This window comes from Micromonospora chalcea (assembly GCF_002926165.1).
GTDB classification, from domain to species: domain Bacteria; phylum Actinomycetota; class Actinomycetes; order Mycobacteriales; family Micromonosporaceae; genus Micromonospora; species Micromonospora chalcea.
The window spans coordinates 46,102-67,038 of record NZ_MAGP01000046.1; the positions used below are offsets into that span (position 1 = coordinate 46,102).

Consider the following 20,937-nt stretch of genomic DNA (forward strand, 5'->3'; position numbering starts at 1 on the left):
GCGGCGGGTCAGCGGAGCGTGATCACCGTGGCCGCGTCGTACGCGGCGACGGCGACGCTGAAGTGCGGGCGCAGCATGTCGGCCACGTAGTCCAGGTCGGCGACGAGCGGCACCGGCAGCAGAGCGCGCTGGTCCAGGCCGGTACGGGTGGCGACCAGCTCGATCCGGTCGGCCTTGAGCAGCCCCCGGGTGAGGAACGCCGGCAGGTCCTCGGGGAGCAGGCAGCGCCACATGTCCACGTTGACGATCACGTCCAGCGCGCCGGCCTTGAACTGCTGGAGCACGGTGCCGAGCAGGTGGGAGTTCGTCTCGCCGACCGGCGCGTCGTGGTCGAACGTGTGCGACCCGGGGCCGAGGTCGAGCGCGGACACGCCGTTGCCGACGACAAGCGCGGCGCTCGTGGCCAGCTCGTCGCGCAGCGACTCGGGCAGCGCGGCCGGCCGGCCCAGGCCACCGGCGCGGTACGCCTCGATCGCGGCGCCGTAGAGCCGGATCCGGCCCAGGTGCCGGCCGAACGTGTTGATCCCGTACAGCACCTCGACGTCGTAGCGCAGGTGCTTGCGCAGCAGGTACTTCATGTTGTCCATCGAGGCGATCCCGTTGGACGTCTTGCGGAAGTGCGGGAGGTGGTAGGAGAGCGCGTCGACGTCCAGCCGGAACAGCTCCGGCGGGGCGCCGTGCAGGTGGAACACCCGGTAGAAGAACTCCAGGTCCTCGAAGCCCCACTTGACCATCGCCTCGTCGAAGCCACCGACCCGCCGGAACGACTCGTGGTCCACCGACGCGTTGTGGGTCAGGCCGAGCACCCAGGGCGCGCTCGGGAAGTCGCCCATCCGCTGCGGAAGGGCGATGTCCTCCAGCCGCGGGTCGCCACGCTCGGCGTCGAGCATCGCCGGGACGACCGGCTCGCCCCGGCGCAGCGCGTCCGCGCCGGCCCAGTCCAGGTCGTACCGCTGCCCGAGCAGCACACCGGGCCGCCCGGCCCGCCCGGCGTGGAAGTCGCGGTGCCGCTTGAGCAGCGTGGGATGCGCCACCGTGTCGGCGTCCAGGAACATCAGCGTGGCCGCGCGGGCCCGGGCCGCCGCCGCGTTGCGGTTGGCGCTGCGGCCCCGGTTGCGGTCGCTGCGCACGTACTCGATCCGCAGCCGGCCCCGGTACGCGTCCACCACCGGGCCCAGCGCGACAGCCGACCCGTCGTCGCCGACGACGACCTCGAAGTCGCCGGGCGGCAGCGTCTGCCGGGTCAGCGAGCGCAGGGTGGTGTCGAGCGCGGACGGGTTCTCGTGCGCCGGCACCACCACGCTCAGGCTCGGCCGGTCCACTGTGGGCATGCTCAGCGCGCGGTGGAGTTGGCGGTGATGTAGTCGGCCAGGTCCGCGAGCGTCGCCATCCGGTCCTCGTCCAGCTCCTCGACGTCGATCTGGATCTCCAGCTCGTCCTCCAGCGCCAGCAGCAGCTCCAGGCCGAGCGAGGAGCTGAGGCCGAGCTCGTCCATCAGCTGGGTCTGCTCGGTGACCGGCGCGTCCGGCCGCAGCATGCGGGTCAGCAGCACGGTCAGGCGTTCCACGACCTGGTCCCGCGTCGGCACGTCGTGTTCTAGCACCGGGGCTCCTGCGGGTCGATCACGCGCTCCAGCATGGAGTCATCAGAGCAGGGGGCATCGGTGAGTGTCAACGGGTGCGGTGGCGGTCACCGAAAGTCACCGAGGTCGGTGCGGCACTCGACGGCGTACGGCTCCTGCCCGGCCAGCGCCACCGCCACCGCGCAACCCTGCGGCGCGACCACGTCGGCGAGCCGGTGCCGCCCGGCCGGGTCGGCGCACTCGACCACGTCGGCCCGGTCCACCGGCATGCCGAGGTTGGGCCACAGCCGGCCCCCGGCCGCCTTGACGGCCGCCTCCTTGCGGGCCCACAGCCGGACGAACCGCCGTGCCCGGACGGCCTGGTCGCACCCGGCGGCGACGTGCCGCGCCTCCCGCGGGTGGAAGAAGCGCGCGGACGCCGACACCGGGTCCCCGCCCGGCACGACGTGCTGGATGTCCACCCCGACCGGGCGGCCCTCGCTGAGCGCCACCGCGACGAGATCGCCGGAGTAGGACAGGCTGGTGTGCAGGCCGCGCCACGGCCCGGTCAGCGCCGGTTTGCCGTACCGGCCGCGACGCCAGGTCAGCGCCGCCGGTGACGCGCCCGTGGCCCGCCCGCCCGGCACGCGCAGCGCGCCGTGCGCCACTGTGAACCGGTCCCGCAGCCCGTCGGCGGCGAGCCGCGCGGCCCGGGCCCGCTCGGCCGGGTCGAGCACCGCCCGGTACCGGGCCAGCTCGTCCGGGCCCGCCCCGGCCGGAAGCACCCAGACCCGTACGGCGTCGCGCATGGACGGCAGCGTAACGGTGCGCCGTCGCGTTGACACACACCGATACCCGTTGCTCTCATTGACCGGTGTTCGCGCAGACGGTCCAGGCCCACGTTCCCGTCGCGTTCGCCGGGCCGGGCGCCGGCGTCGCGCCCCTGACCTGGGGACAGAAGGCGATCATGCAGGACATGCGGGAGACCGGCTGGACGCACAACGTCAGCGGCGCCCACCCGGTGCCGCCGGGCGTCACTGTCGAGCAGGTGGCGGCCGAGTTCGCCGCGCTGATGGCCCGCCACCCGGCGTTGCGGATGCGGCTGGGCGACGGCGACGGGGGCGGCCCGTGCCAGGTCGTGTCCGCCGGCGGCGAGACGGTCCTGGACGTGGTGGACGTACCCGACGACGCCGACCCGGCCGACGTCGCCACGTTCGCCTACGACCTGGGCCACGCCCGCCTGCTGAGCCACTACGACCTCTACCGCGACTGGTCGGTGAAGATGGCGGTGATCCGGCACCGGGGCGTCCTGGTGCACCGGGTGCTCACGATCGACCACCTCGTGGTCGACGGCACCGCCACGTCGCTGCTCCTGGCCGACCTGGGCCTGGCCGGGCGCCCCGTCCGCCGGGTCGCCGACCCGCGTACCGTGCAGATCCTCGACCTGGGCCGGCGGGAGGAGACGCCGCCGCTGCGCCGGGTCAGCGACCGGGCCGTCCGGCACTGGGCGGAGCACCTGCGGGACATCCCGCCGCTGACGTTCGGCGAGCCGGCCGCCGGTGGGCGCCAGGGGCACCGGTACTGGCACGGCCGGTTCAGCTCACCGGCGGCGTACCTGGCGGTGCGGGCCATCGCGGCGCGGACCCGCACCGACACCTCGCGCGTGCTGCTGGCGGTCATCGCGGTCGCGATCGGCCGGGCCACCGGCGTCAGCCCGCTCACCGCCAAGCTCATCGTCGGCAACCGGTTCCGGCCGGGCTTCGCCGAGGCCATCGCCCCGCTGAGCCAAAACGGCGTGCTGCGCGTCGACACCGCCGACACCACAGTGGACGAGGTGGTGGCGCGTGCCCGCCGGGCCGCGGTCTCGGCCGGGAAGTACGCCTACTACGACCCGGCCCAGCTCGCGGAGGTCTCGGACCGGCTGGACGCCGAACGCGGATATCCGGCGCGGATCAGCTGCCGGATCAACGACCGGCGGGTGGCCACGCGGCAGACGGCCGACGGCGGCCTGGGCGACGCCCCGGTGACCGCCGAGCGGATCCGCCGCCGCGCCGACGAGACGTTCCTGGTCTGGGACGGCCCGCTGGACCACCTGCCCGAGCAGATGTTCATCACCGTCGAGGACCAACCGGAGACGGTCTACCTCCAGGTCATCTTCGACTTCGGCTGCTTCACCGAGGAGCAGGCGGAACGGCTGCTGCGCGGCGTGGAGGAGGTGGCGGTGGAGGCGGCCCTGGACCCCGCCGCGCCGACCCGGGTGACAGCGGGATCGGCGGGCGACTGACCGGTCACCGGTCCCAGGTCACCGGCAGCGTCTCCAGGCTGCGCACCACCAGCCCCGGCCGGAACCGCAGCTGCGACTCGTCGACCGCGAGCCGCAGCCCTGGCAGCCGCCGCAGCAGGACCACGAGCGCCTCCTGCAGCTCCATCCGAGCCAGCGCCGCGCCGAGGCAGTGGTGCGGGCCGGCGCCGAAGGCCAGGTGCGGGTTGTGCGCGCGGGTCAGGTCGAGGGTGTCCGCGCCCGGGAACACGGTGGCGTCGCGGTTCGCCGACGCGATCGCCGGCAGCACCGCGGCGCCGGCCGGCAGGCGTACGCCGCCCAGCTCCACCTCCTCGGTCGTCACGCGGGGGAGCAGCACCCCGTTGTCGCCGAGCTGGATGAAGCGGGACAGCTCCTCGACCGCCCGGGCCACCGCGGCCGGGTCGTCGCCGCGCAGCGCGGCCAGTTGCTCGGGGTGGCGGGCCAGCACGAGCAGGAACAGGTTGAGCTGGTTGGTGGTGGTCTCGTGCCCGCCGACGAAGATGCCGGCGGTGACCGAGACCAGTTCCCGTTCGGTCAGGTCGTCGTGCTCGTCCCAGACCGCGATGAGCGCGCTCATCAGGTCGTCGCCGGGCTCGCGCCGGCGCTGCTCGATCAGCTCGCGGAACGCCTCCAGCGCGGCCCTGGGCGCCTCCGGGTCGGCGTCCCAGTCGCCGACGAGCGCGTCCGACCACTGGCGTACCCGCTCCCGGTCCCGCTCGGGAATGCCGAACAGCGTGCTGATCACGGAGATCGGCAGCGGACCGGAGACGTGGGTGATCAGGTCGGCGGGCGGACCCGCGGCCACCAGGTCGTCGATCATGACGTCGACGAGCGCCGCCACCCTCGGACGCAGCTCCTCCACCCGGCGGACGGTGAACGCGTGCGACACGGCCCGGCGCATCGTGGTGTGCCGGGGCGGGTCCATGCCGATCAGCGAGTCCTCGGCGAGCGAGCCCAGCTCCCGGGTCGGGCGGTTCGGGCCGGCCGCGGCGGCCCGGCTGAACCGCTGGTCGGTGAAGACGCGGCGCACGTCGGCGTGCCGGGTGGCCAGGTACGCGCACGCCCCGTCGGGCAGCTCGACCCGGGCCACCGGGCACGTCTCGCGCATCCGGGTGTAGTCCGGCGACGGGTGGTAGATCGTCGGAGCCGGCGCGAGCGGGTACGGGATGGCCGGCGGGTCCTGCGTCATCTGCGACTCCTCAGATCGGGCCGCCCCGGGCCAGGGCGGCGAGCGTCGGCACCAGGTCGGCGGGGGCGGGCATGGCGTGGACCCGGTCGCGCATCAGCGCCGCCGCGCGCCGCCACGGGCCGTCGGCGATCAGCTCGCGGACGAGGTCCCGCACCGCGGCGGCGGTGGCCTGCTCGCGGGTCAGCCAGGCGCCCGCGCCGGTGGCCGCCAGCCGTTCGCCGTTGAAGTGCTGGTCGCTGACCTGCGGCAGCACGAGCTGCGGCACGCCGTACGCGAGCGCGGTCATGGTGGTGCCGGCCCCGCCCTGCTGCACCAGCGCGGCGCAGGTCTGCAGCACCAGCCGCATCGCCAGCGGCCCGTCGGCCAGGCGGACCCCGGCCGGCACCGGCCCCAGCGCCTCGCGCTGGCGCGGCTCGACCACGACGACGACCTCCACGTCCGGCCCGGCCACCGCGTGGATCACCCCGGCCAGGTCGAGCCGGTCGTCCAGGCCCGCGCCGGCCATCATGGTGCCCGCCGTGACGCACACCCGGGGCCGGTCCGCCGGGCGGCGCAGCCAGGGCGGCAGCACGGCCGGGCCGTTGTACGGCACGAACCGCACCGGGCGGCCGGGACGCCGCGTCGGCACCTGCATCGGCGGCGGCACCGGGTCGAGCGTCAGCACTCCGTCCAACGCCACCTCGGCGGCGGCGAGCCCGAACCGGGCGGCGAGCGGCCCGACCACCGACTCCGGGTCCAGGCGCAGCGTGGTCGAGGAGTCCGGCCCCCACAGGTTCAGCACGCCGGGTACGCCGAGCGCGGCGGCGGCCACCGGCGCGGCCAGGTTGAACGGCTCCCAGAGGATCAGGTCCGGCCGCCAGGACCGGCCGAAGGAGACCAGCTCGTCGAGCACGGCGTCGGCGAAGCGGACCACCCCGCCGTCGGCGGTGATCGCCGGCTCCAGGGCGTCCGCCGTGGCGGGCCCGTCGAGCGGCGCCACCGCGCCGATCCGGCCGGCGAACGCGGCGGCGAAGTCGACGTCGGCGCCAAGCGGCACGGCGGCGAGCCCGGCCGAGCTGATCGCGCTGACCATCGAGGGGTGGCTGGCCACCCGCACCTCGTGGCCGGCGGCCTGGAGCGCCCAGCCGAGCGGGACCAGGCTGTAGAAATGCGACCGCCAGCCCCACGTCGACATCAGAATTCGCAGAGCCGCAGTCAAATCCCACCAATCCGCGCGTGAAACGGCAGTCCTGGCCAACCGATGCTAGGTGATGGAAGCGGTACGCGGAAGGTCGCGGACGACCGCAATGAATATTGACGCCGGGCTAACCGATGCTGGAGTCTTAGCCGGTGCCCGAGGTGGACCGCGATCGGCAGGCGGTGGTGCGTTGAGCGTCAATTCCGGGTTGCGTTCCTATCCGTTCGAGCCATTCACCGGCGATCTTCCGGCCGAGCTGCTGGAGATGGTCGTGACCGAGCCGGTCAGCCGGGTGCGGCTGCCCGACGGGCGGGCCGCCTGGCTGGTGCTCGGCTACGAGCAGTGCTGCACCGTGCTGGCCGACCCCCGTTTCTCCCGGCTTCCGCTCGGCGCCACCGCGACGCCGGACGGCGGCGGTCCCCGCGAGTTGAACATGGACGGTCCGCCGCACGCGGCGGTGCGCCGGGTGGCCGCGCGCGCGTTCACCGCCCGCCGCATCGAGACGTTCCGTCCCCGGGTGCAGCGGCTGGTGGACGAGCTGGTCGAGGCGATGCTCGCCGGCCCGCGCCCGGCCGACGTGGTGGCCGGGCTGGTCGCGCCGCTGCCGGTGTTCGTGGTGTGCGACGTGCTCGGCGTGCCGGCCGCCGACCGTCCCCGCTTCTACGCCTGGATCGAGGGGCTGAACTCGGTCACCGCGTACGGCTCGGCCGACGCCGCGACCGCGCAGGCCCAGCTACGGGACTACCTGGCCGGTCAGCTCGCGCGCAAGCGGGCCGAGCCCGGCGACGACCTGCTCTCGGCCTGGGTCCGCGGCACGCACGAGCTGGCCGACGCCGAGCTGGTCGAGCTGGCCATGGGGGTGCTGCTCGGCGGGCTGGAGATCAACTCGACGAGCGCCGGCCTGCTCGCGCTGTTCCGGCACCCGGAGCAGCTGGCCAAGCTGCGCGCGGCGCCGGAGAAGCTCTCCGCGGCCACCGACGAGATCCTGCGCTACACGTCGGTGAGCGCCATGTTCCGGGTGCAGGTGGTCCGGGAGGACCTGGTCCTCGGCGGCGTCGGCATGCGCGCCGGGGACTGCGTGATGGCGGTCCCGTGGGCCGGCAACCGCGACCCCCGGTTCTTCCCCGAGCCGAACGTCTTCGACATCGACCGCAGGCCCGACGCCCCGCATTTGACCTTCGGCTTCGGGCCGCACTTCTGCCTCGGTACGGCGCTGGGCCGGATGCAGGTGGAGCTGTCGCTGGGCGCGCTGCTGACCCGGATGCCGGCGCTCGCGCCGGCGGTGCCGCCGGCCGAGATCCCGTGGCGGCACGACCGGATGAACGGCGGCATCGCCTCGTTCCCGGTGACCTGGTGAGCGGCGGTCAGTAGCTCTCCACCGCGTTGACCCGGTCCGGCCAGTAGCGCTCGCCGGGCGCGGGCGCGTAGTGCTCCCAGCGCGGCGGGTTCCCGGTCGGGTGGTCGCCGAGCACGGTGATCCGCTGCCCGCGGCGCAGCCCCTCGTAGTCGTTCACCGCGTAGTGCTGGGTGACCCGGTTGTCCCAGACCGCGACGTCCCCGGTCCGCCAGCGGTAGCGGCAGGTGAACTGGGGACTCTCGGAGAAGGCGAACAGGTGCTCCAGCAGCGCGTCGCTCTCGTTGCGGGTCAGCTGCGGGATGTGCGAGGTGAACAGCCGGTTGACGTACAGCGATCGACGCCCGGTCTCCGGGTGCACCCGGACCACCGGGTGTTCGGCCCGGCTGGTGAACTCGGTGCCGATCCGGATGACGTGGATGGCGGTCAGCCCGTCGAGCAGGTCACGCATCGGCGCGGAGAGCGCCTCGTAGACCCGGCACTGGTTGGTCCACATGGTGTCGCCGCCGACCTCGGGCAGCTGGACCAGGTGCAGGATCGAGGCGATCGGCGGGCTCTGGTGGAACGTCATGTCGGTGTGCCAGACGTCGACCTTGCCGCCGTCGGCGGAGTCGATGACGACGATCTCCGGGTGCCCGTCCAGCCGTGGCAGATAGGGGTGCAGCTCGACCTCGCCGAAGCGGCGGCCGAACGCCACGTGCGCGGCCGGCGTCAGCCCGGTCTGGCCGGCGAGGAAGACCACCTGGTGCTTGAGCAGCAGGTCGTGGATCAGCGCGAAGCCCTCGTCGGTGAGCGTGTTGAGGTCGATGCCGTGAACCTCGGCGCCCAGCGCGCCGGAGACGAGCCGGACCTCGGCCGCGATGGATGTGGTCATCGATGATCCCTCCGGTCTGCGCGCCACGGCTGGTCCGCGAATTGTTCCACGCCCGTGAATGTCCTCACCAGCCGTCGTCGTTGACTCACCCGGCGTACGCCTGGAACCATTCGGTGCCGGCGGGGGCGGCGAGGCCGGCCCGCGACGTGGAGGAGGCGCGGGTGGCGATCGATGCCCCGATCGAGGGTGACGCGGCGGAGCGGCTCGACCGGCTCACCGACCTGGCCACCCCGTTCGCGGTCCGTACGGCGGTGACCCTGCGCGTGCCGGACCTGATCGCCGACGGTGTCACCGGCCTGGCCGAGCTGGCCGGCGCCGCCGGGGCCGACGCCGCCGCGCTGGGCCGCCTGCTGCGCTACCTCGCGCACCGGGGCGTGTTCGTCGAGGTGTCGCCGGACGTCTTCGGCCTGACCGACGTCGGCGAGCTGCTCTGCGACCGCGAGGGCGGTGGCCTCGGCGCCTATCTGGACCTCGGCGGCCTCGGCGCGCGGATGGACCTGGCCTGGGCCGGTCTGCCGCACGCGATCCGCACCGGCGGGCCCGGCTACCGCGAGGTGCACGGGCGGGACTTCTGGGCCGACCTGGACGCGCACCCGGACCACCGGGCCTACTTCGACGCGCTGATGCTCAGCCAGCAGCGGTTCACCGCGCCGGAGGTCGCGGCGCTCTATCCCTGGCGCGAGGCGGGCCACGTGGTCGACGTGGCCGGGGGCGCGGGCGGGCTGCTGCGGGAGGTGCTGGGCGCCCATCCGCACCTGCGGGGCACGCTCGTCGACCGCCCCGAGCCGGTGTCGGCCGCCGCCGCGACGTTCGCCGAGTGCGGCCTCGCCGACCGGGTCGAGACCGTGGTCGGGGACTTCTTCGCCCCGCTGCCGCCCGGCGCCGACGTGTACGTGGTCTCGCGCGCGCTCACCGACTGGAGCGACGCCCACGCCACGGCGATCCTGCGGCGCTGCGCCGAGGCGGCCGGAGCGGCCGGCCGGGTGCTCGTCATCGAGGTGCTGCCGACGGTGCCGCACGTGCCGCACCTGTCCGCGTACGACCTGCGGATGCTGGTCGGCGTCGGCGGCCGGGAACGCGGGTTGCCCGAGTTCGCCGCGCTGGCCGCCGCCGCGGGCCTGTCGCCCCGGCGCACGTACCACGGCACCGACGGGCTCACGCTCATGGAGTTCGCCGCCGGCGCCTGAGGGCGCGTCGCACCTGTCCGGTGCCGTCCCGTGCGCCCGATCATTGACGTATATGCATCGACATGGCAGCCCTGGGTGGAAGGGCGGTTTTCTCTGGGCATCGGTCAATGTGCTGAGAAATGCGGTCACGACATTTGCCGCCACCCATATCCGCTCGCATTTATCAATGGTTGTTCGCGGGGAGGGCGGCCGGTAACGTCTCGCGTGGCGACTAGCCGATCCCTCGCGAAAGGGTCGACGCGTCATGACGGTTGCTGGCTCCACGCGATATCCGCCCTTCATCGACGACCTCGCCCGCAGCGAATCGGGACGGCTGCTGCGCGCCGAACTCGGACGGCGGTGGCCCGAGACACCCGACCAGCTCGACGCGATAGTGCGCTACGCGCTGCTGCCGGCGGGCAAGATGCTGCGCCCGATGATGACGCTGCACGCGGCCGAGGCGGTCGGCGGATCTCCCCGCGACGCGCTCGCCGCCGCGCTCGCCACCGAGTACCTGCACGTCGCGACGCTCGTGCACGACGACATCATCGACGCCGACACGCTGCGCCGCGGCCGCCCCGCGGTCCCGGTGGCGTACGGCATCCCCGGCGCCATCGTGGCCGGCGACCACCTGATCTTCCACGCCTTCCGGGCCGTCGTGGAGGGCGGTCCGGACACCCCCGCCGGCCCGGTCGTCGCCGCGGTGGCCGCGCTGGCCGAGGCGGGACAGGACCTGTGCCGGGGGCAGGCGCTGGAGGCGCGGCTCGTCGGCGACCTGGACGCGGGCGCCCGCTGGTATCCGGAGATGATCCGGCTCAAGACCGGCGCGCTGTTCCGCGCCGTGTGCGAGATCGGCGCGCTGCTCGGCGGCGCGGACCAGCCGGTTGCCGCCGCGCTGGCCCGGTACGGCGAGCACCTCGGGATGGCCTTCCAGATCCGCGACGACCTGCTGTCCTATCTGGCCACCCCGGAACAGACCGGCAAACCGGCGTCCAGCGACCTCAACAACGGCCGCCCCACCCTGCCGCTGCTGCTGGCGTACGACGCGGTCACCGACGCGACCCGGGTGGAGCTGCTGGCGGTGCTGCACCGGCGCGGCGCCGGTCCCGGCGACGTCGAGTGGGTCGCCGCGCTGCTGCGCGACGTCGGCGCGGTCGACGGCGCCCGCCAGCGGATGGTGGGGCACGCCGAGCGGGCCCGCGCCGAGCTGGCCGTGCTCACCCCGTCCGCGGGCGCGGACGTGCTCACCGGCATCGCGGCCTGGATGACGAGCGGGACGGCGTGAGCACGGCCGCCGCCGTGCGGGCACTGCGGGCCCACGTCGAGACCTGGCGGCCCTACACCCTCTGGTACGTGGGGCTGGTCGGCCTGGCCGGCGCCGCCGTGGCCGGCGGCCCGCACCATCCGTGGGTGCTGCTGTCGGCCTGGGCCGCGCCGACCGCCGGCTGGCTCGGCGGCCACTATCTCGGCGACTACTTCGACAGGCACCTGGACGCCGGCAGCAAACCGCACCGGCCGATCCCCTCCCGGCGCCTCGGCGCGGGCACCGCGCTCTGGTGCGGCTGGGCCTGTTTCACGCTGCTCGGCGTCCTGGCCGTGCTGGGCGGGTGGGGCACCACCGCGGCGGCGCTGCTGGCCGGGTGCGGCATCGTCGCGTACAGCAGGTGGTTCAAGGCCCGCGGCATCGCCGGAAACCTGGTCCGGGGCGCGCTCGGCGCGGTCGCGCTCGTCTACGGCGCGCTCGCCGCCGGCCTCGCCCCGGACCGCGCCTCGGCGACGCCGGTGCTGCTCGCGCTCGTCGTCGCGTTCTGGTCGCACGACGCGATGTCCAACCTGGTCGGCGCGTTGCGCGACATCGACGGCGACCGCGCGGGCGGTTACCGGACGCTGCCGGTGGGGCGGGGCGTGCCGTTCGCGGTGCGGACCGTGCTGGCGCTCTACGCCGTCGCGATCGCCGCCGCCGTGGCCGCCGGGCTGCTCGCCGGCCGGGGCGCGCGGACCGCGTACCTGATCACCGTGCTCGTGGTCCTGCTGACCGGCGTGGTGGCACTGGCCCCGCTGGTACGCCGGCGCGGCGGCATGCCGGTCGTGGTGGCGCTGCGCGCGCACTCGGTCCTGGTGGTGGAGCGGGTCGCGCTGGCCTCCGCGGCGGTCGGGCTGGGCCTCGGCGTCGCCGTGCAGCTCGCGCTCGCGCTGCCGATGGTCGCGCTGACCTGGGTCGCGCAGCGCGCCATGCGTGCCCGGCACGAACTCGGTCCGCCGGTCGCGGGCCTGACCCTCGCCACCCGCAGTCGAGTACCGGTGGAGGACGCGCCATGACCACTGTGACCACCGAGGCCGTCGGGAAGGCCGTCACCGCCGGCGCGGAGGCGCTCCTGCGCCGGCGCCGCCCCGACGGCGCGTTCGGCGACGACCCGCCCGCCTCGGTGCTGGGTACCGCGGGCGCGGTGGCCGCGCTGCACGCCGCCGACCCGTCCGGCTGCGCGGACCTGGTCGGCGCCGGAACCGCGTGGCTGCGCCGGCAGCAGCACGACGACGGCGGCTGGGGCGGCGTGGTGGGCGCCGGCACCGAGGTCGTGCCCACCGCCGTCGCGATCGCGGCGCTGGCCCTGACCGCGCCGGCCGACAGCGCCGGGGCGATCGCGGCGGGCCGGACCCGGCTGGCCGCGCTGGGCGGCGTCGACACCGTCACCGACCCGGCCATCTCCTTGCTCTGCCGCCAGTTGCTCACCATGGCCGGGATGACCGCCGAGGCGGGCCCGCTGCGCCGGCTGCCACTGGAGATCGTCCTGTTCGACCGGGTACGCCGGCAGCGCCTGTCGTTCCGTACCGCGCCGTTCATCGGGCTCGCCCTGATGCAGGCCGACCTGCTGCCCACCGGCCGCCTGCGCCGGGCCACGCTGGGCCGGGCCCGGCCGGTGGCGCTGCGGCTGCTGCGGTCCATCCATGACCACGAGGGCGGCACCGGCGCGCTCAGCGAGGACCCGTGGCCGGCCGCGCTGGTGCTGCTCGGCCTGGCCCGCAGCGGCGAGGCGCCGGACATCGCCCGCGCCGTCGTCGGCTGGCTGCGCCGGGCGGTACGCCCCGACGGCGCCTGGGACGCGGTCACCAACCTGGACCTGACCCGGACCGGGTACGCGGCGACCGGGCTGATCGCGGCCGGCTACGCCGACGACCCCCGGTTGCGCGCCACCCGGGAGTTCCTCCACGCCGGCCGCAAACCGGAGGCGTTCGAGGTGCTGGACGTGCCGCCGGGCGGATGGAGCTACTCGAACGCGCGCGGCTGGCCGGTGACGCTGGAGTCCGCCGAGATCCTCTCCGCGCTGGCCGGCTTTCCCGGGGCCGACGCCGACCCGGTCCTGCGCGACGGACTGGCGTGGCTGGTCGGCCGCCAGGACAGCCGCGGCTCGTGGAGCCTGTGGGTCCGTGACACCCGGCTCGCCAACGACGGTCCGTGCCCGGCCATCACCAGCCAGGCGATCCTCGCGCTGCACGACGCCGGCCACCCGGACGACCATCCGGCGATCGCCCGGGCGGCGGCCTGGCTGCTGACCCGGGCCGCGGCCGACGGCACGTTCGAGAACCTCTGGTACCGCGACCGCACCTCCGGCACCGCCGTCGTGGTCGCCGCGCTGTCCCGGGTCGGGCACGCCCGGCACGAGGTGGTGCGCCGGGCGGCCCGGTGGCTGCGCGACACCCAGTTGCCCGACGGCTCGTGGGGGCCGGGCGACGGCACGGCGGGCTCGGTCGAGGAGACGTCCTGGGCCGTCCAGGGCCTGCTCGCCACCGGCGACCCGGACGCCACCGGGGCGGTGGACCGGGGCGTGGCCCGGCTGGTCGCCGCCGCCGGGCCGGACGGGAGCTGGCCGGCGGCCCGGGTGTGCAACTACATCCGCCACCACATGCGCTATCCCAACGCCGTGATCACCCAGGCGCTCGCGCTGCGGGCGCTCGGCGAGTACCGCCGGGCCGCCGCGCGGCCGGACGTGGCGCCGCCGGCGGTGACCCGATGACTCCCGACGTGGTGGTGGCCGGCGCGGGCGCCGGCGGCCTGGCCTGCGCCCGCGCGCTCGGCGCGCTCGGCCTGCGGGTGCTGGTGCTGGACCGGCAGCGCACCCCGGCGTCGATCGCCAAGGGCGAGATCCTGCAGCCCGAGACGGTACGCATCCTCGACTCCTGGGGCCTGCTGGACGCCCTGCGGGCCACCGGCGCGCGCCCGGTCGGGCGGCTGGCCATCCGCGACCCGGCCGGCGAGCCGTTGCTCTGCCTGGACTACGCCGGGCTGCCCGGCGCGTACCGGCAGATCCTCTGCGCCGACTACGGCGACCTGCGCCGCGTGCTCACCGACCGGCTGCCGTCCGGAGCGCGCATCCGGTGGGGAGCGCGGGTCACCGGCGTCCTGCGCGACAGCGACGGGCGCATCGGCGGCGTCCGGTTCGTCGCCGACGGCGCCGAACAGGAGATCCACGCGCCGCTGGTGGTCGCCGCCGACGGCATGTCGTCGCCGCTGCGCCGCGGCGCCGGGATCGCGGTCCGGCGCCAGGAGTACCCGCACGGCCTGGTCGCCTTCGACGTGGCCGGCGCCGACGTGGCCGAGGAGGTGTCCGCCTACCGCACCGGCCGGGGACTCTGCCTGGTCTACCCGCTGCCGGGCGGGCGGTGCCGCCTGTACGCGCAGGTGACGCCGGACGAGTTCCGGGGGCGCGTCGACCTGGGCGCGTGGTGCGACCGGCTGCTCGCCGACGTGCCGGCGATCCGGCCGCTGGGCGCGGCGCTGCGCGCGAGCCTGGACCGGCGCCAACTGCTCGCGGTCTACCGGCTGCGCAGCGCGCGCCTGGCCGTGCCGGGGCTCGCGCTCGCCGGCGAGGCCGCCCACGCGGTGCACCCGATGGCGGCGCAGGGCGTCAACAGCTCCCTCGGTGACGCCGAGACGCTCGCCGCCTGCCTGGCGGCCGAGGGCGGCGCGCCGGAACCGGCGGCGGTGGACCGGGCGCTGCTCGCCTTCGAGGCGGCGCGGCGGCCCCGCCTGGACCACGTCGCGACGGTCAGCCACAACGCCTCCCGCATGATCACCGCGGTGTCCGGGCTGCCGAAGCTGCTCGGCGCGCGGATGATGCGCCGCACCGCCGCCAACCCCCGCCTGCTCGGGCTCACCGCCGGCAACCTCTCCGGCACCGACGTCCGGCCGCTGTCCGCGGTCGACCGGATGTACCAGCTCGGGCTCCTGGCCGACCGGCGAGCGCACACCCCGCCGGTCCCGTCGGAAAGTGAGCGACCATGACGCCTGGCACCGCCGTCGGGACGCACCCGCCGGCCGACCTGTCCATGAACGAGACCCCCTACCCGCCGCTGCCGGGGGTGCGGCGGGTGGTCGCCGACGCCGCCGCGGCGCTGCAGCGCTACCCGGACCGCACGTCGGCGGCGCTCGTGGCCGCGCTGTCGCGGCGGCTCGGCGTGGGACCGGAGGCGATCCTCGTCGGCCCCGGCTCGGCCGGACTGTGCCAGCACCTCGTGCAGTCCCTCGGGCCCCGGCCGGACGTCGTCCACCCGGCCCTGTCGTTCGAGGGCTACCCGCTGATCATCGGCAACGCCGGGGCCCGCGCCGTGCCGGTGCCGATGGACGGGTACGGCCACGACCTGCCCGCGATGGCGGACGCGGTGACCGAGCGGACCCGCTGCGTGCTGCTGTGCAACCCGAACAACCCGACCGGGGCGGCGCTGCGCCGCGACGACGTCGAGGCGTTCCTGGACCGGATCCCGGCCGACGTACCGGTCATCGTGGACGAGGCGTACCGCGAGTTCGTCACCGACCCCCGCTCGCCGGACGGGATGGACCTGTACCGGGCGTACGACAACGTCTGCGTGCTGCGCACGTTCTCCAAGGCGTACGGGCTGGCCGCGCTGCGCGTCGGGTACGCCGTCGTGCCGCCCCGGCTCACCCGGGCCGCCGCGCTCACCGGGGCGGTGTTCTTCCCCTCCGCGCTCGCCCAGGCGGCGGCGGTGGCGAGCCTGACGCCGGAGGTGGACGCGGAGCTGACCCGGCGGTGCACGGAGCTGGTGGCGGAGCGTACCCGCCTGGTCGGCGCGCTGCGCGGCCTCGGGCTCACCGTGGCGCCCAGCGAGGCCAACTTCGTGTGGCTACCGCTGGGAGAGCGGGCCGTGCCGTTCGCCGACCGGGCCCGGGAGACCGGCATCCTGGTCATGGCGCTACCCGGCGCCGGGGTCCGGATCACCGTCGGTTCCCCGGAGGCGAACGAGCGGCTGCTCGCGTTCGTCCGCGCGGCGCTCGCCGACGGGCTCTGACCGGCCGGCCGGCGCCAGCGCGACCACGCTCAGGTAGTTCAGGCCGGGCTCGTAGTCGGCCACCACCACCGGCCGGGGCCGCGCCGCGTCCCCGGCGAGACGGTCCAGCAGCGCCCACCAGACCCCGGTGGACGGCTGCCTGCGCGGCCCGGTCGTCACCGCGGCGCCGCCGTGGCCGGGCCACACGGCGGCCAGGTCCGCGCCGAGCACGACCGCGACATCGGTACGTCCGGCCGTCAGCTCGCCCACCTCGGCCGCCGCGAGCGCGGCCACGTCGCCGGCGTCGACGTCCACGTGCTGGCGCAGCGCGGTCACCCGCGCGCCGCCGCCGAGCCCGATCAGCTCGGGACCGCCGGCCGCACCATCGCTGTCGCCGTCGCGGTGCGCGCCGTCGTCGGCGAGCGCGTCGTAGAGCATGGCCACGGCCCGGTGGCGCGCCGGTACGGGCACCGCCGCGTCGTACGGCAGCACCGCCTGCTCGACGGCGAGCAGCAGGGCGCGGCGGCACCCGTACGCGCGGGCGATCCGCAGCCCGGTGAACGCCGCCGCCGAACCCTGGTCGCAGAGCGCGAACGACATCGGCGTGCCCGGGCAGACGTGACTGAGGTACGCCGCGGTGGCCCGCCCGGGCAGCATGTCGTGCACGGCGAACGCCAGCACGAGCAGGTCCACCGGCTCGTCCGGCGGCACGACGGCGGGGATCAGCTCGGCGGCCATCTCCCCGTACGACTGGCCCAGCGCCGCCGCGGGCGCGTCGAACAGGCCGGCGGGCACACGCAGCCCGTACGGCCGGGTCAGGTCGGCCAGGTAGCCGGCGGCGCGCTCGCGCAGCACGGGGTCGCCGAGCAGCGCGGCCGGACCGGTGAACGTGCGCCGCGCGGCCCGCAGCAGGCGGAGTCCGGTCTCCATGGTGGCCTCCGCCGCTCAGTGCTCGAAGACCATGGCGGCGAACGTCGCGCCGTCCCCGGCGCCCACCGCCGCGACCAGATAGCGGTCACCGGGCCGGAGCAGGTCGCGCTGCCGGGCGGTGCGGTAGTTGACGAACGCGTCGGCGCAGAACACGTGCCCGGTCTCGGTGACGTTGTCCAGCAGCACCCGGTCCAGCGGCAGCCCGATCAGCCGGCACAGCCGCTTCCAGGTCATCAGGTTCACGTTGTGCGGCAGCACCAGCCGCAGCTCGGACAGCGTCGTGCCGGACCGCTCCAGCGCCCGGCCGATCACCTCGGCCAGCGCCGGCCGGTACGCCCGCTGGAACCGCGCCGGGGACTCGCCGCCGGCCACGTCGAACTCGCCCCGCTGGTGGCAGGCGTACGCGAGCAGCCGGTCCCGGCCGCCACCGGCGCTGAGCAGGCAGGCCGAGGCGCCCTCGCTGAACACCGACGTCTCCGGGATGAACTGGGCGTCACGGGTGAACGCCTTCTCGCCGGTCAGCACCAGCGCCAGCGGCGGGCCGTCCGGCGTGTCCGGTTCGGACGCGAGCAGCCGCCCGGCCACGTCGATCGCGGCGAGCGCGCTGGCGCAGGACTGCTGGGTGAGCGTGAACGCGAGCGCGTGGCCCAGCCCGAGCGCGCGGCACACCTCGTGCAGCGGGTTGACCGGGTAGGGGGTGACCACCGGGAAGGCCCGCCCGTACACCACGAACCGCACCCGCCGCCGCAGCGTGTGCAGCGCGGTGAGGCCGTGCGCGGCGCGCAGCAGCAGGTCGGTCAGGGACAGCCCGGGGTCGCGGCGGACCTCGGTCAGGCCGTGGAAGCGGCGGAACAGGCGCACCTGCATGTCGCTCAGGCCCAGTGGCGCGGCCAGGCTCTCGACCGGCACCCGGCGCTGCGGCAGGAACACCGAGACGGCCTCGATGGCCGTCATGCGCGAACCGTCACGACACGGATCAGATCAGTGACGCCGATGGATGTCAACGCGCGTGCGATCATATCGACGTGGCTCGCTTCCTGTTCGTCGTCCTGCCGGTGGAGTCCCATCTGAACGCGCCGGTCGCCATCGCCCAGGAACTGGAGGCGGCCGGGCACGAGGTGGCCTGGGTCGGGCCGCGCAGCGATCTGCGCCCGCTGGTCGGCCCGGACGCCACGCTGTTCCCCACCGGCAAGCGCTACTACCGCCCCGACGACGCGGCCGGGATGGCCTCGGTGCGCAGCCTCTGGGAGGGGCACGTGCTGCCCGCGAACCGGTTCATCCGCGACGCCGCCGACGCCGCCGTCGAGCGGTACCGGCCGGACGTGGTGGTGGCCGACCAGTACGCGCTGGCCGGCGCGCTCGCCGCGCACCGCCGCGGGCTGCCGTGGGCGACGTTCTGCGTCGGCATGCTGGAGCTGACACCGCCGACCGAGGAGATGCCCGAGTTCACCGGCTGGGTGGACGCCCAGGTCCGCCGCGTGTGGGCGATGACCGACCTGCCGGTGGACGAGACGATCGACCTGCGCTTCTCGCCGTACCTCGTGATCGGCCTGACCACGACGGCGCTCACCGGCCCGGCGCCGCTGCCGCCGGGCTGCGTGCTCACCGGGCCGGCGCTGGGACGGCGGCCGAACGCGCCCGCGTTCGCCTGGGAGGCGTGGGATCCCGGCCGCCGGCACGTGCTCGTCACGGTCGGCACGATGGCCGAGCACCTCGCCGCCGACTTCTACCGGCGGATGACGGCGGCGACCGCGCCGCTCGCCGACCGGGTCCAGGTGATCCTCACCGCCGGCGCCGGACTGGTGCCCGACCCGCCGCCGCACGTGCTCGTCGCGCCCCGGGTGCCGGTGCTCGAGCTGATGCCCCGGCTCGACGCCCTCGTGTCGCACGGCGGGCTGGGCACCGTGTCCGAGGCGCTGGCCCACGGTGTGCCGGTGGTGGTCGCGCCGATCCGGCACGACCATCCGGCGGTGGCGCGGCAGGTGCGCCGGGCCGGCGCCGGACTGGAGGTCTCCTTCGGCTCCGCGACCCCGGCGGAGCTGACCGCCGCGCTGAGCGCGGTGCTCGACGAACCCGCGTACCGGGCGGGAGCGCGCCGGGTGGGGGAGTCGTTCGCGGCGGCCGGCGGCGCCCGCGCGGCGGCGGCACGTCTCGCCGTGTTGGCACGCACGGCTCCCGACACTGACGCATCGACCGTTGTCCAACCGTCGGGGCCGAACTAGCCTGACCTGACGCACCCGCGCCGGCGTCGCGCCGCACGAGGAGGCTCGATGATCGAGGCCACCGGCCTACGCAAGTCCTTCCGGGTCGGACGTGGCCGCGGCGCCACCACTGTCGAGGCGGTACGCGGCGTCGACTTCGCGGTCCGGCGCGGCGAGATCGTCGGATTCCTCGGCCCGAACGGCGCGGGCAAGTCCACCACGCTGCGGATGCTCGCCACGCTGATCCGGCCCAGCGGGGGAGCGGCCACCATCGCCGGGGTCGACCTGCTGCGCGCGCCCGCGCAGGTGCGGCGGCGGATCGGCTTCGTGGCGCAGGCCAGCGGCACCTACGACGACTCGACCGCCCGGCGGGACCTGGTCCTCCAGGCCCGGATGCACGGGCTGTCCAAGTCGGTGGCGCAGGAGCTGGCCGCCGGGGCGATCCGCGCGTTCCAGCTCGACGACTTCGCCGACCGCAAGATCAAGACGTACTCGGGCGGGCAGCGCCGCCGCCTCGACGTCGCGCTCGGCGTCATCCACTCGCCGCAGGTGATGTTCCTGGACGAGCCGACGGCGGGGCTCGACCCGCCCAGCCGGGTCCGGATGTGGCAGGAGGTACGGCGGCTGCGCGAGGAGGGCATGACCATCTTCCTCACCACGCACTACCTGGACGAGGCCGACAGCCTCTGCGACCGCGTCTCGATCATCGACGCCGGGCGGATCGTGGCCGAGGGCACCCCGTCGGCGCTCAAGCGCGAGATCTCCGGCGACGTGGTCGCCGTCGACTTCGCCGCCGCCGACGTCGCGGACGAGACCGGCGGCGACCTGCCGGCCGCGACGAAGCTGCTGGCCGAGGCGCCGTACGTGCACGCGGCCGAGCCGGTCGACGGCACGCTGCGGCTCTACGACGACAGCGCCGCCACGGCCATCCCGCAGGTCATGCGGGCGCTCTACGACCGGGGCATCGAGCCCGGCGCGATCGAGGCCCGCCGGCCCAGCCTCGACGACGTGTTCCTGGCCAAGACCGGCCGGTCGCTCGCCGAGTGACCGGGCGCCGAGAGGAGTACGGCGTGAAGCTCGTCCGCGACACCTGGCTGATCTTCCAGCAGGAGGCCGGCCTGATGGTGCGCAACCCGGTGATGGTGGCGTTCAGCCTGGCCCAGCCGATCACCTACCTGATCCTCTTCGCGCCGTTCCTCAAGGTGGTGATGGTCGACCGGGGCGCCTCGACCTACGCCGACGCGTACCGCATCTACGTACCCGGCCTGTTCGTGGCGATGGGCCTGTTCGGCGGCCTGTTCGCCGGTTACGGGCTGCTCAGCGCGCTGCGCGCGGGCATCATCGACAGGTGCCGGGTGACGCCGGTGAGCCGGACCGGCCTGCTGCTGGGCCGGGCGCTGATGCACGTGTGCCTCAACGTGGTGCAGGCCATGGTGGTCACGCTCGTGGCGCTGCCGTTCGGCCTGCGGGTGCACCTGGCGAACCTGCTGGTGTCGTACGCGCTGCTGTCGGTGATGGTGCTGCTGAGCACCTCGATCTCGTACGACATCGCGTTGCTGGTCCGCAACGAGAACAGCCTCGGCGTGCTGGTGAACACCGTCGGGCAGCCGGTGTCGCTGCTGGCCGGCGTGCTCATCCCGCTCGTGCTGGCGCCGATGTGGATCCAGCGGGTCGCGGTGTGGAACCCGTTCGCCTGGGCCACCGACGGCATGCGGGCGCTGTTCGCCGGCCAGATCACCCAGAGCGTGGTCTGGCAGGGCGCGCTCATCATGTCCGGGCTGGCCGCGGCGAGCCTGTTCTGGTCGTCGCGCCTGTTCAACCGCGACGTCTCCTGACCGAGCGTACATCGAGCATTGTCTCAGCGTGGCGGGCGCTCTAGCCTGATCGTGTCCCCGCCCGGC

The 20,937-nt window shown here is 75.0% G+C and carries 19 protein-coding genes; 11 read left to right on the plus strand and 8 right to left on the minus strand.

The genetic code is table 11. The annotated features are described in order from the left end of the window. Positions 1-8 precede the first annotated feature (8 nt). The 3 genes from BAW75_RS05715 to BAW75_RS05725 form a co-directional block, all read right to left on the minus strand. A complete protein-coding gene (locus BAW75_RS05715) occupies positions 9-1,322 on the minus strand; it encodes a glycosyltransferase (protein ID WP_104112876.1) in 1,314 nt (437 codons plus the stop codon). 11 nt (positions 1,323-1,333) lie between these two features. After that, positions 1,334-1,603 carry a phosphopantetheine-binding protein gene (locus BAW75_RS05720; RefSeq protein ID WP_104112877.1) on the minus strand — a complete coding sequence of 90 codons (270 nt, stop codon included), beginning with the start codon at positions 1,601-1,603 and terminating at the stop codon, positions 1,334-1,336. A gap of 86 nt (positions 1,604-1,689) precedes the next feature. Then, positions 1,690-2,370, minus strand: coding sequence for a 4'-phosphopantetheinyl transferase family protein (locus BAW75_RS05725; RefSeq protein ID WP_104112878.1), 681 nt, complete (start codon positions 2,368-2,370; stop codon positions 1,690-1,692). A gap of 65 nt (positions 2,371-2,435) precedes the next feature. Between BAW75_RS05725 and BAW75_RS05730 the strand changes: the two genes are divergently transcribed. Next, a complete protein-coding gene (locus tag BAW75_RS05730; RefSeq protein ID WP_104112879.1) occupies positions 2,436-3,845 on the plus strand; it encodes a condensation domain-containing protein in 1,410 nt (469 codons plus the stop codon). A 4-nt stretch (positions 3,846-3,849) separates the two neighbouring features. Here BAW75_RS05730 and BAW75_RS05735 read toward each other — a convergent pair whose 3' ends face one another. Together BAW75_RS05735 and BAW75_RS05740 are read right to left on the minus strand one after the other, a co-directional pair. Next, positions 3,850-5,052 carry a cytochrome P450 gene (locus BAW75_RS05735; protein WP_104112880.1) on the minus strand — a complete coding sequence of 401 codons (1,203 nt, stop codon included), beginning with the start codon at positions 5,050-5,052 and terminating at the stop codon, positions 3,850-3,852. A 10-nt stretch (positions 5,053-5,062) separates the two neighbouring features. Continuing rightward, on the minus strand, positions 5,063-6,226 hold the full coding sequence (locus BAW75_RS05740; protein WP_104112881.1) for a nucleotide disphospho-sugar-binding domain-containing protein: 1,164 nt from the start codon (positions 6,224-6,226) through the stop codon (positions 5,063-5,065). A 193-nt stretch (positions 6,227-6,419) separates the two neighbouring features. Between BAW75_RS05740 and BAW75_RS05745 the strand changes: the two genes are divergently transcribed. Continuing rightward, complete coding sequence (locus BAW75_RS05745; protein WP_064445596.1) at positions 6,420-7,586, plus strand: cytochrome P450; 1,167 nt, start codon at positions 6,420-6,422, stop codon at positions 7,584-7,586. A gap of 7 nt (positions 7,587-7,593) precedes the next feature. On the opposite strand, the gene BAW75_RS05750 is transcribed toward BAW75_RS05745, so the two are convergent. Further along, entirely contained in the window at positions 7,594-8,457 is an 864-nt protein-coding gene (locus BAW75_RS05750) for a TauD/TfdA dioxygenase family protein (protein WP_104112882.1), read from the minus strand. Positions 8,458-8,618: 161 nt separating this feature from the next. On the opposite strand from BAW75_RS05750, the gene BAW75_RS05755 reads away from it, so the two are divergent. The 6 genes from BAW75_RS05755 to BAW75_RS05780 all read left to right on the plus strand — a co-directional run bounded on the left by BAW75_RS05755 (position 8,619) and on the right by BAW75_RS05780 (position 15,926). Next, entirely contained in the window at positions 8,619-9,644 is a 1,026-nt protein-coding gene (locus BAW75_RS05755) for a methyltransferase (RefSeq protein WP_104112907.1), read from the plus strand. Between the two features lie 244 nt (positions 9,645-9,888). Then, complete coding sequence (locus BAW75_RS05760; protein ID WP_069088422.1) at positions 9,889-10,908, plus strand: polyprenyl synthetase family protein; 1,020 nt, start codon at positions 9,889-9,891, stop codon at positions 10,906-10,908. Next, on the plus strand, positions 10,905-11,942 hold the full coding sequence (locus BAW75_RS05765; protein ID WP_104112883.1) for a UbiA family prenyltransferase: 1,038 nt from the start codon (positions 10,905-10,907) through the stop codon (positions 11,940-11,942). Before BAW75_RS05760 ends, BAW75_RS05765 begins: the two co-directional genes overlap by 4 nt. Next, entirely contained in the window at positions 11,939-13,636 is a 1,698-nt protein-coding gene (locus BAW75_RS05770; protein WP_104112884.1) for a prenyltransferase/squalene oxidase repeat-containing protein, read from the plus strand. The genes BAW75_RS05765 and BAW75_RS05770 overlap by 4 nt, the downstream gene beginning before the upstream one ends. Next, positions 13,633-14,904, plus strand: a complete 1,272-nt coding sequence (locus BAW75_RS05775; RefSeq protein WP_104112885.1) for an FAD-dependent oxidoreductase — start codon at positions 13,633-13,635, stop codon at positions 14,902-14,904. The genes BAW75_RS05770 and BAW75_RS05775 overlap by 4 nt, the downstream gene beginning before the upstream one ends. Next, positions 14,901-15,926 (plus strand): histidinol-phosphate transaminase, encoded by a 1,026-nt coding sequence (locus BAW75_RS05780; RefSeq protein WP_104112886.1) that lies wholly within the window; start codon positions 14,901-14,903, stop codon positions 15,924-15,926. Before BAW75_RS05775 ends, BAW75_RS05780 begins: the two co-directional genes overlap by 4 nt. Here BAW75_RS05780 and BAW75_RS05785 read toward each other — a convergent pair. After that, a complete protein-coding gene (locus BAW75_RS05785) occupies positions 15,831-16,835 on the minus strand; it encodes a 2-hydroxy-acid oxidase (protein WP_104112887.1) in 1,005 nt (334 codons plus the stop codon). The two genes, BAW75_RS05780 and BAW75_RS05785, sit on opposite strands and share 96 nt — an antisense overlap. A 15-nt stretch (positions 16,836-16,850) precedes the next feature. Beyond that, the gene (locus BAW75_RS05790) at positions 16,851-17,789 is read right to left on the minus strand and encodes a 3-oxoacyl-[acyl-carrier-protein] synthase III C-terminal domain-containing protein (protein ID WP_064445604.1); all 939 of its coding nucleotides are present in this window, start codon (positions 17,787-17,789) and stop codon (positions 16,851-16,853) included. A 71-nt stretch (positions 17,790-17,860) separates the two neighbouring features. Between BAW75_RS05790 and BAW75_RS05795 the strand changes: the two genes are divergently transcribed. From BAW75_RS05795 to BAW75_RS05805, 3 genes are read left to right on the plus strand one after another with little or no spacing between them, the layout of a single operon-like run. Further along, the gene (locus BAW75_RS05795; protein WP_069088427.1) at positions 17,861-19,057 is read left to right on the plus strand and encodes a glycosyltransferase; all 1,197 of its coding nucleotides are present in this window, start codon (positions 17,861-17,863) and stop codon (positions 19,055-19,057) included. Between the two features lie 48 nt (positions 19,058-19,105). Next, positions 19,106-20,083: an ATP-binding cassette domain-containing protein gene (locus BAW75_RS05800; RefSeq protein WP_104112888.1), complete on the plus strand. Its 978-nt coding sequence runs from the start codon at positions 19,106-19,108 to the stop codon at positions 20,081-20,083. Positions 20,084-20,106: 23 nt separating this feature from the next. Then, the gene (locus tag BAW75_RS05805; protein ID WP_030499122.1) at positions 20,107-20,871 is read left to right on the plus strand and encodes an ABC transporter permease; all 765 of its coding nucleotides are present in this window, start codon (positions 20,107-20,109) and stop codon (positions 20,869-20,871) included. Positions 20,872-20,937: the final 66 nt, after the last annotated feature.

Bases quoted from the DNA above. Each gene is read 5' to 3' on its own strand.
- BAW75_RS05735 (WP_104112880.1), bottom strand. From the start codon at position 5,052: ATGACGCAGGACCCGCCGGCCATCCCGTACCCGCTCGCGCCGGCTCCG.
- BAW75_RS05775 (WP_104112885.1), top strand. From the start codon at position 13,633: ATGACTCCCGACGTGGTGGTGGCCGGCGCGGGCGCCGGCGGCCTGGCC.
- BAW75_RS05770 (WP_104112884.1), top strand. From the start codon at position 11,939: ATGACCACTGTGACCACCGAGGCCGTCGGGAAGGCCGTCACCGCCGGC.
- BAW75_RS05750 (WP_104112882.1), bottom strand. From the start codon at position 8,457: ATGACCACATCCATCGCGGCCGAGGTCCGGCTCGTCTCCGGCGCGCTG.
- BAW75_RS05740 (WP_104112881.1), bottom strand. From the start codon at position 6,226: ATGTCGACGTGGGGCTGGCGGTCGCATTTCTACAGCCTGGTCCCGCTC.
- BAW75_RS05785 (WP_104112887.1), bottom strand. From the start codon at position 16,835: ATGGAGACCGGACTCCGCCTGCTGCGGGCCGCGCGGCGCACGTTCACC.
- BAW75_RS05790 (WP_064445604.1), bottom strand. From the start codon at position 17,789: ATGACGGCCATCGAGGCCGTCTCGGTGTTCCTGCCGCAGCGCCGGGTG.
- BAW75_RS05725 (WP_104112878.1), bottom strand. From the start codon at position 2,370: ATGCGCGACGCCGTACGGGTCTGGGTGCTTCCGGCCGGGGCGGGCCCG.
- BAW75_RS05760 (WP_069088422.1), top strand. From the start codon at position 9,889: ATGACGGTTGCTGGCTCCACGCGATATCCGCCCTTCATCGACGACCTC.
- BAW75_RS05800 (WP_104112888.1), top strand. From the start codon at position 19,106: ATGATCGAGGCCACCGGCCTACGCAAGTCCTTCCGGGTCGGACGTGGC.
- BAW75_RS05780 (WP_104112886.1), top strand. From the start codon at position 14,901: ATGACGCCTGGCACCGCCGTCGGGACGCACCCGCCGGCCGACCTGTCC.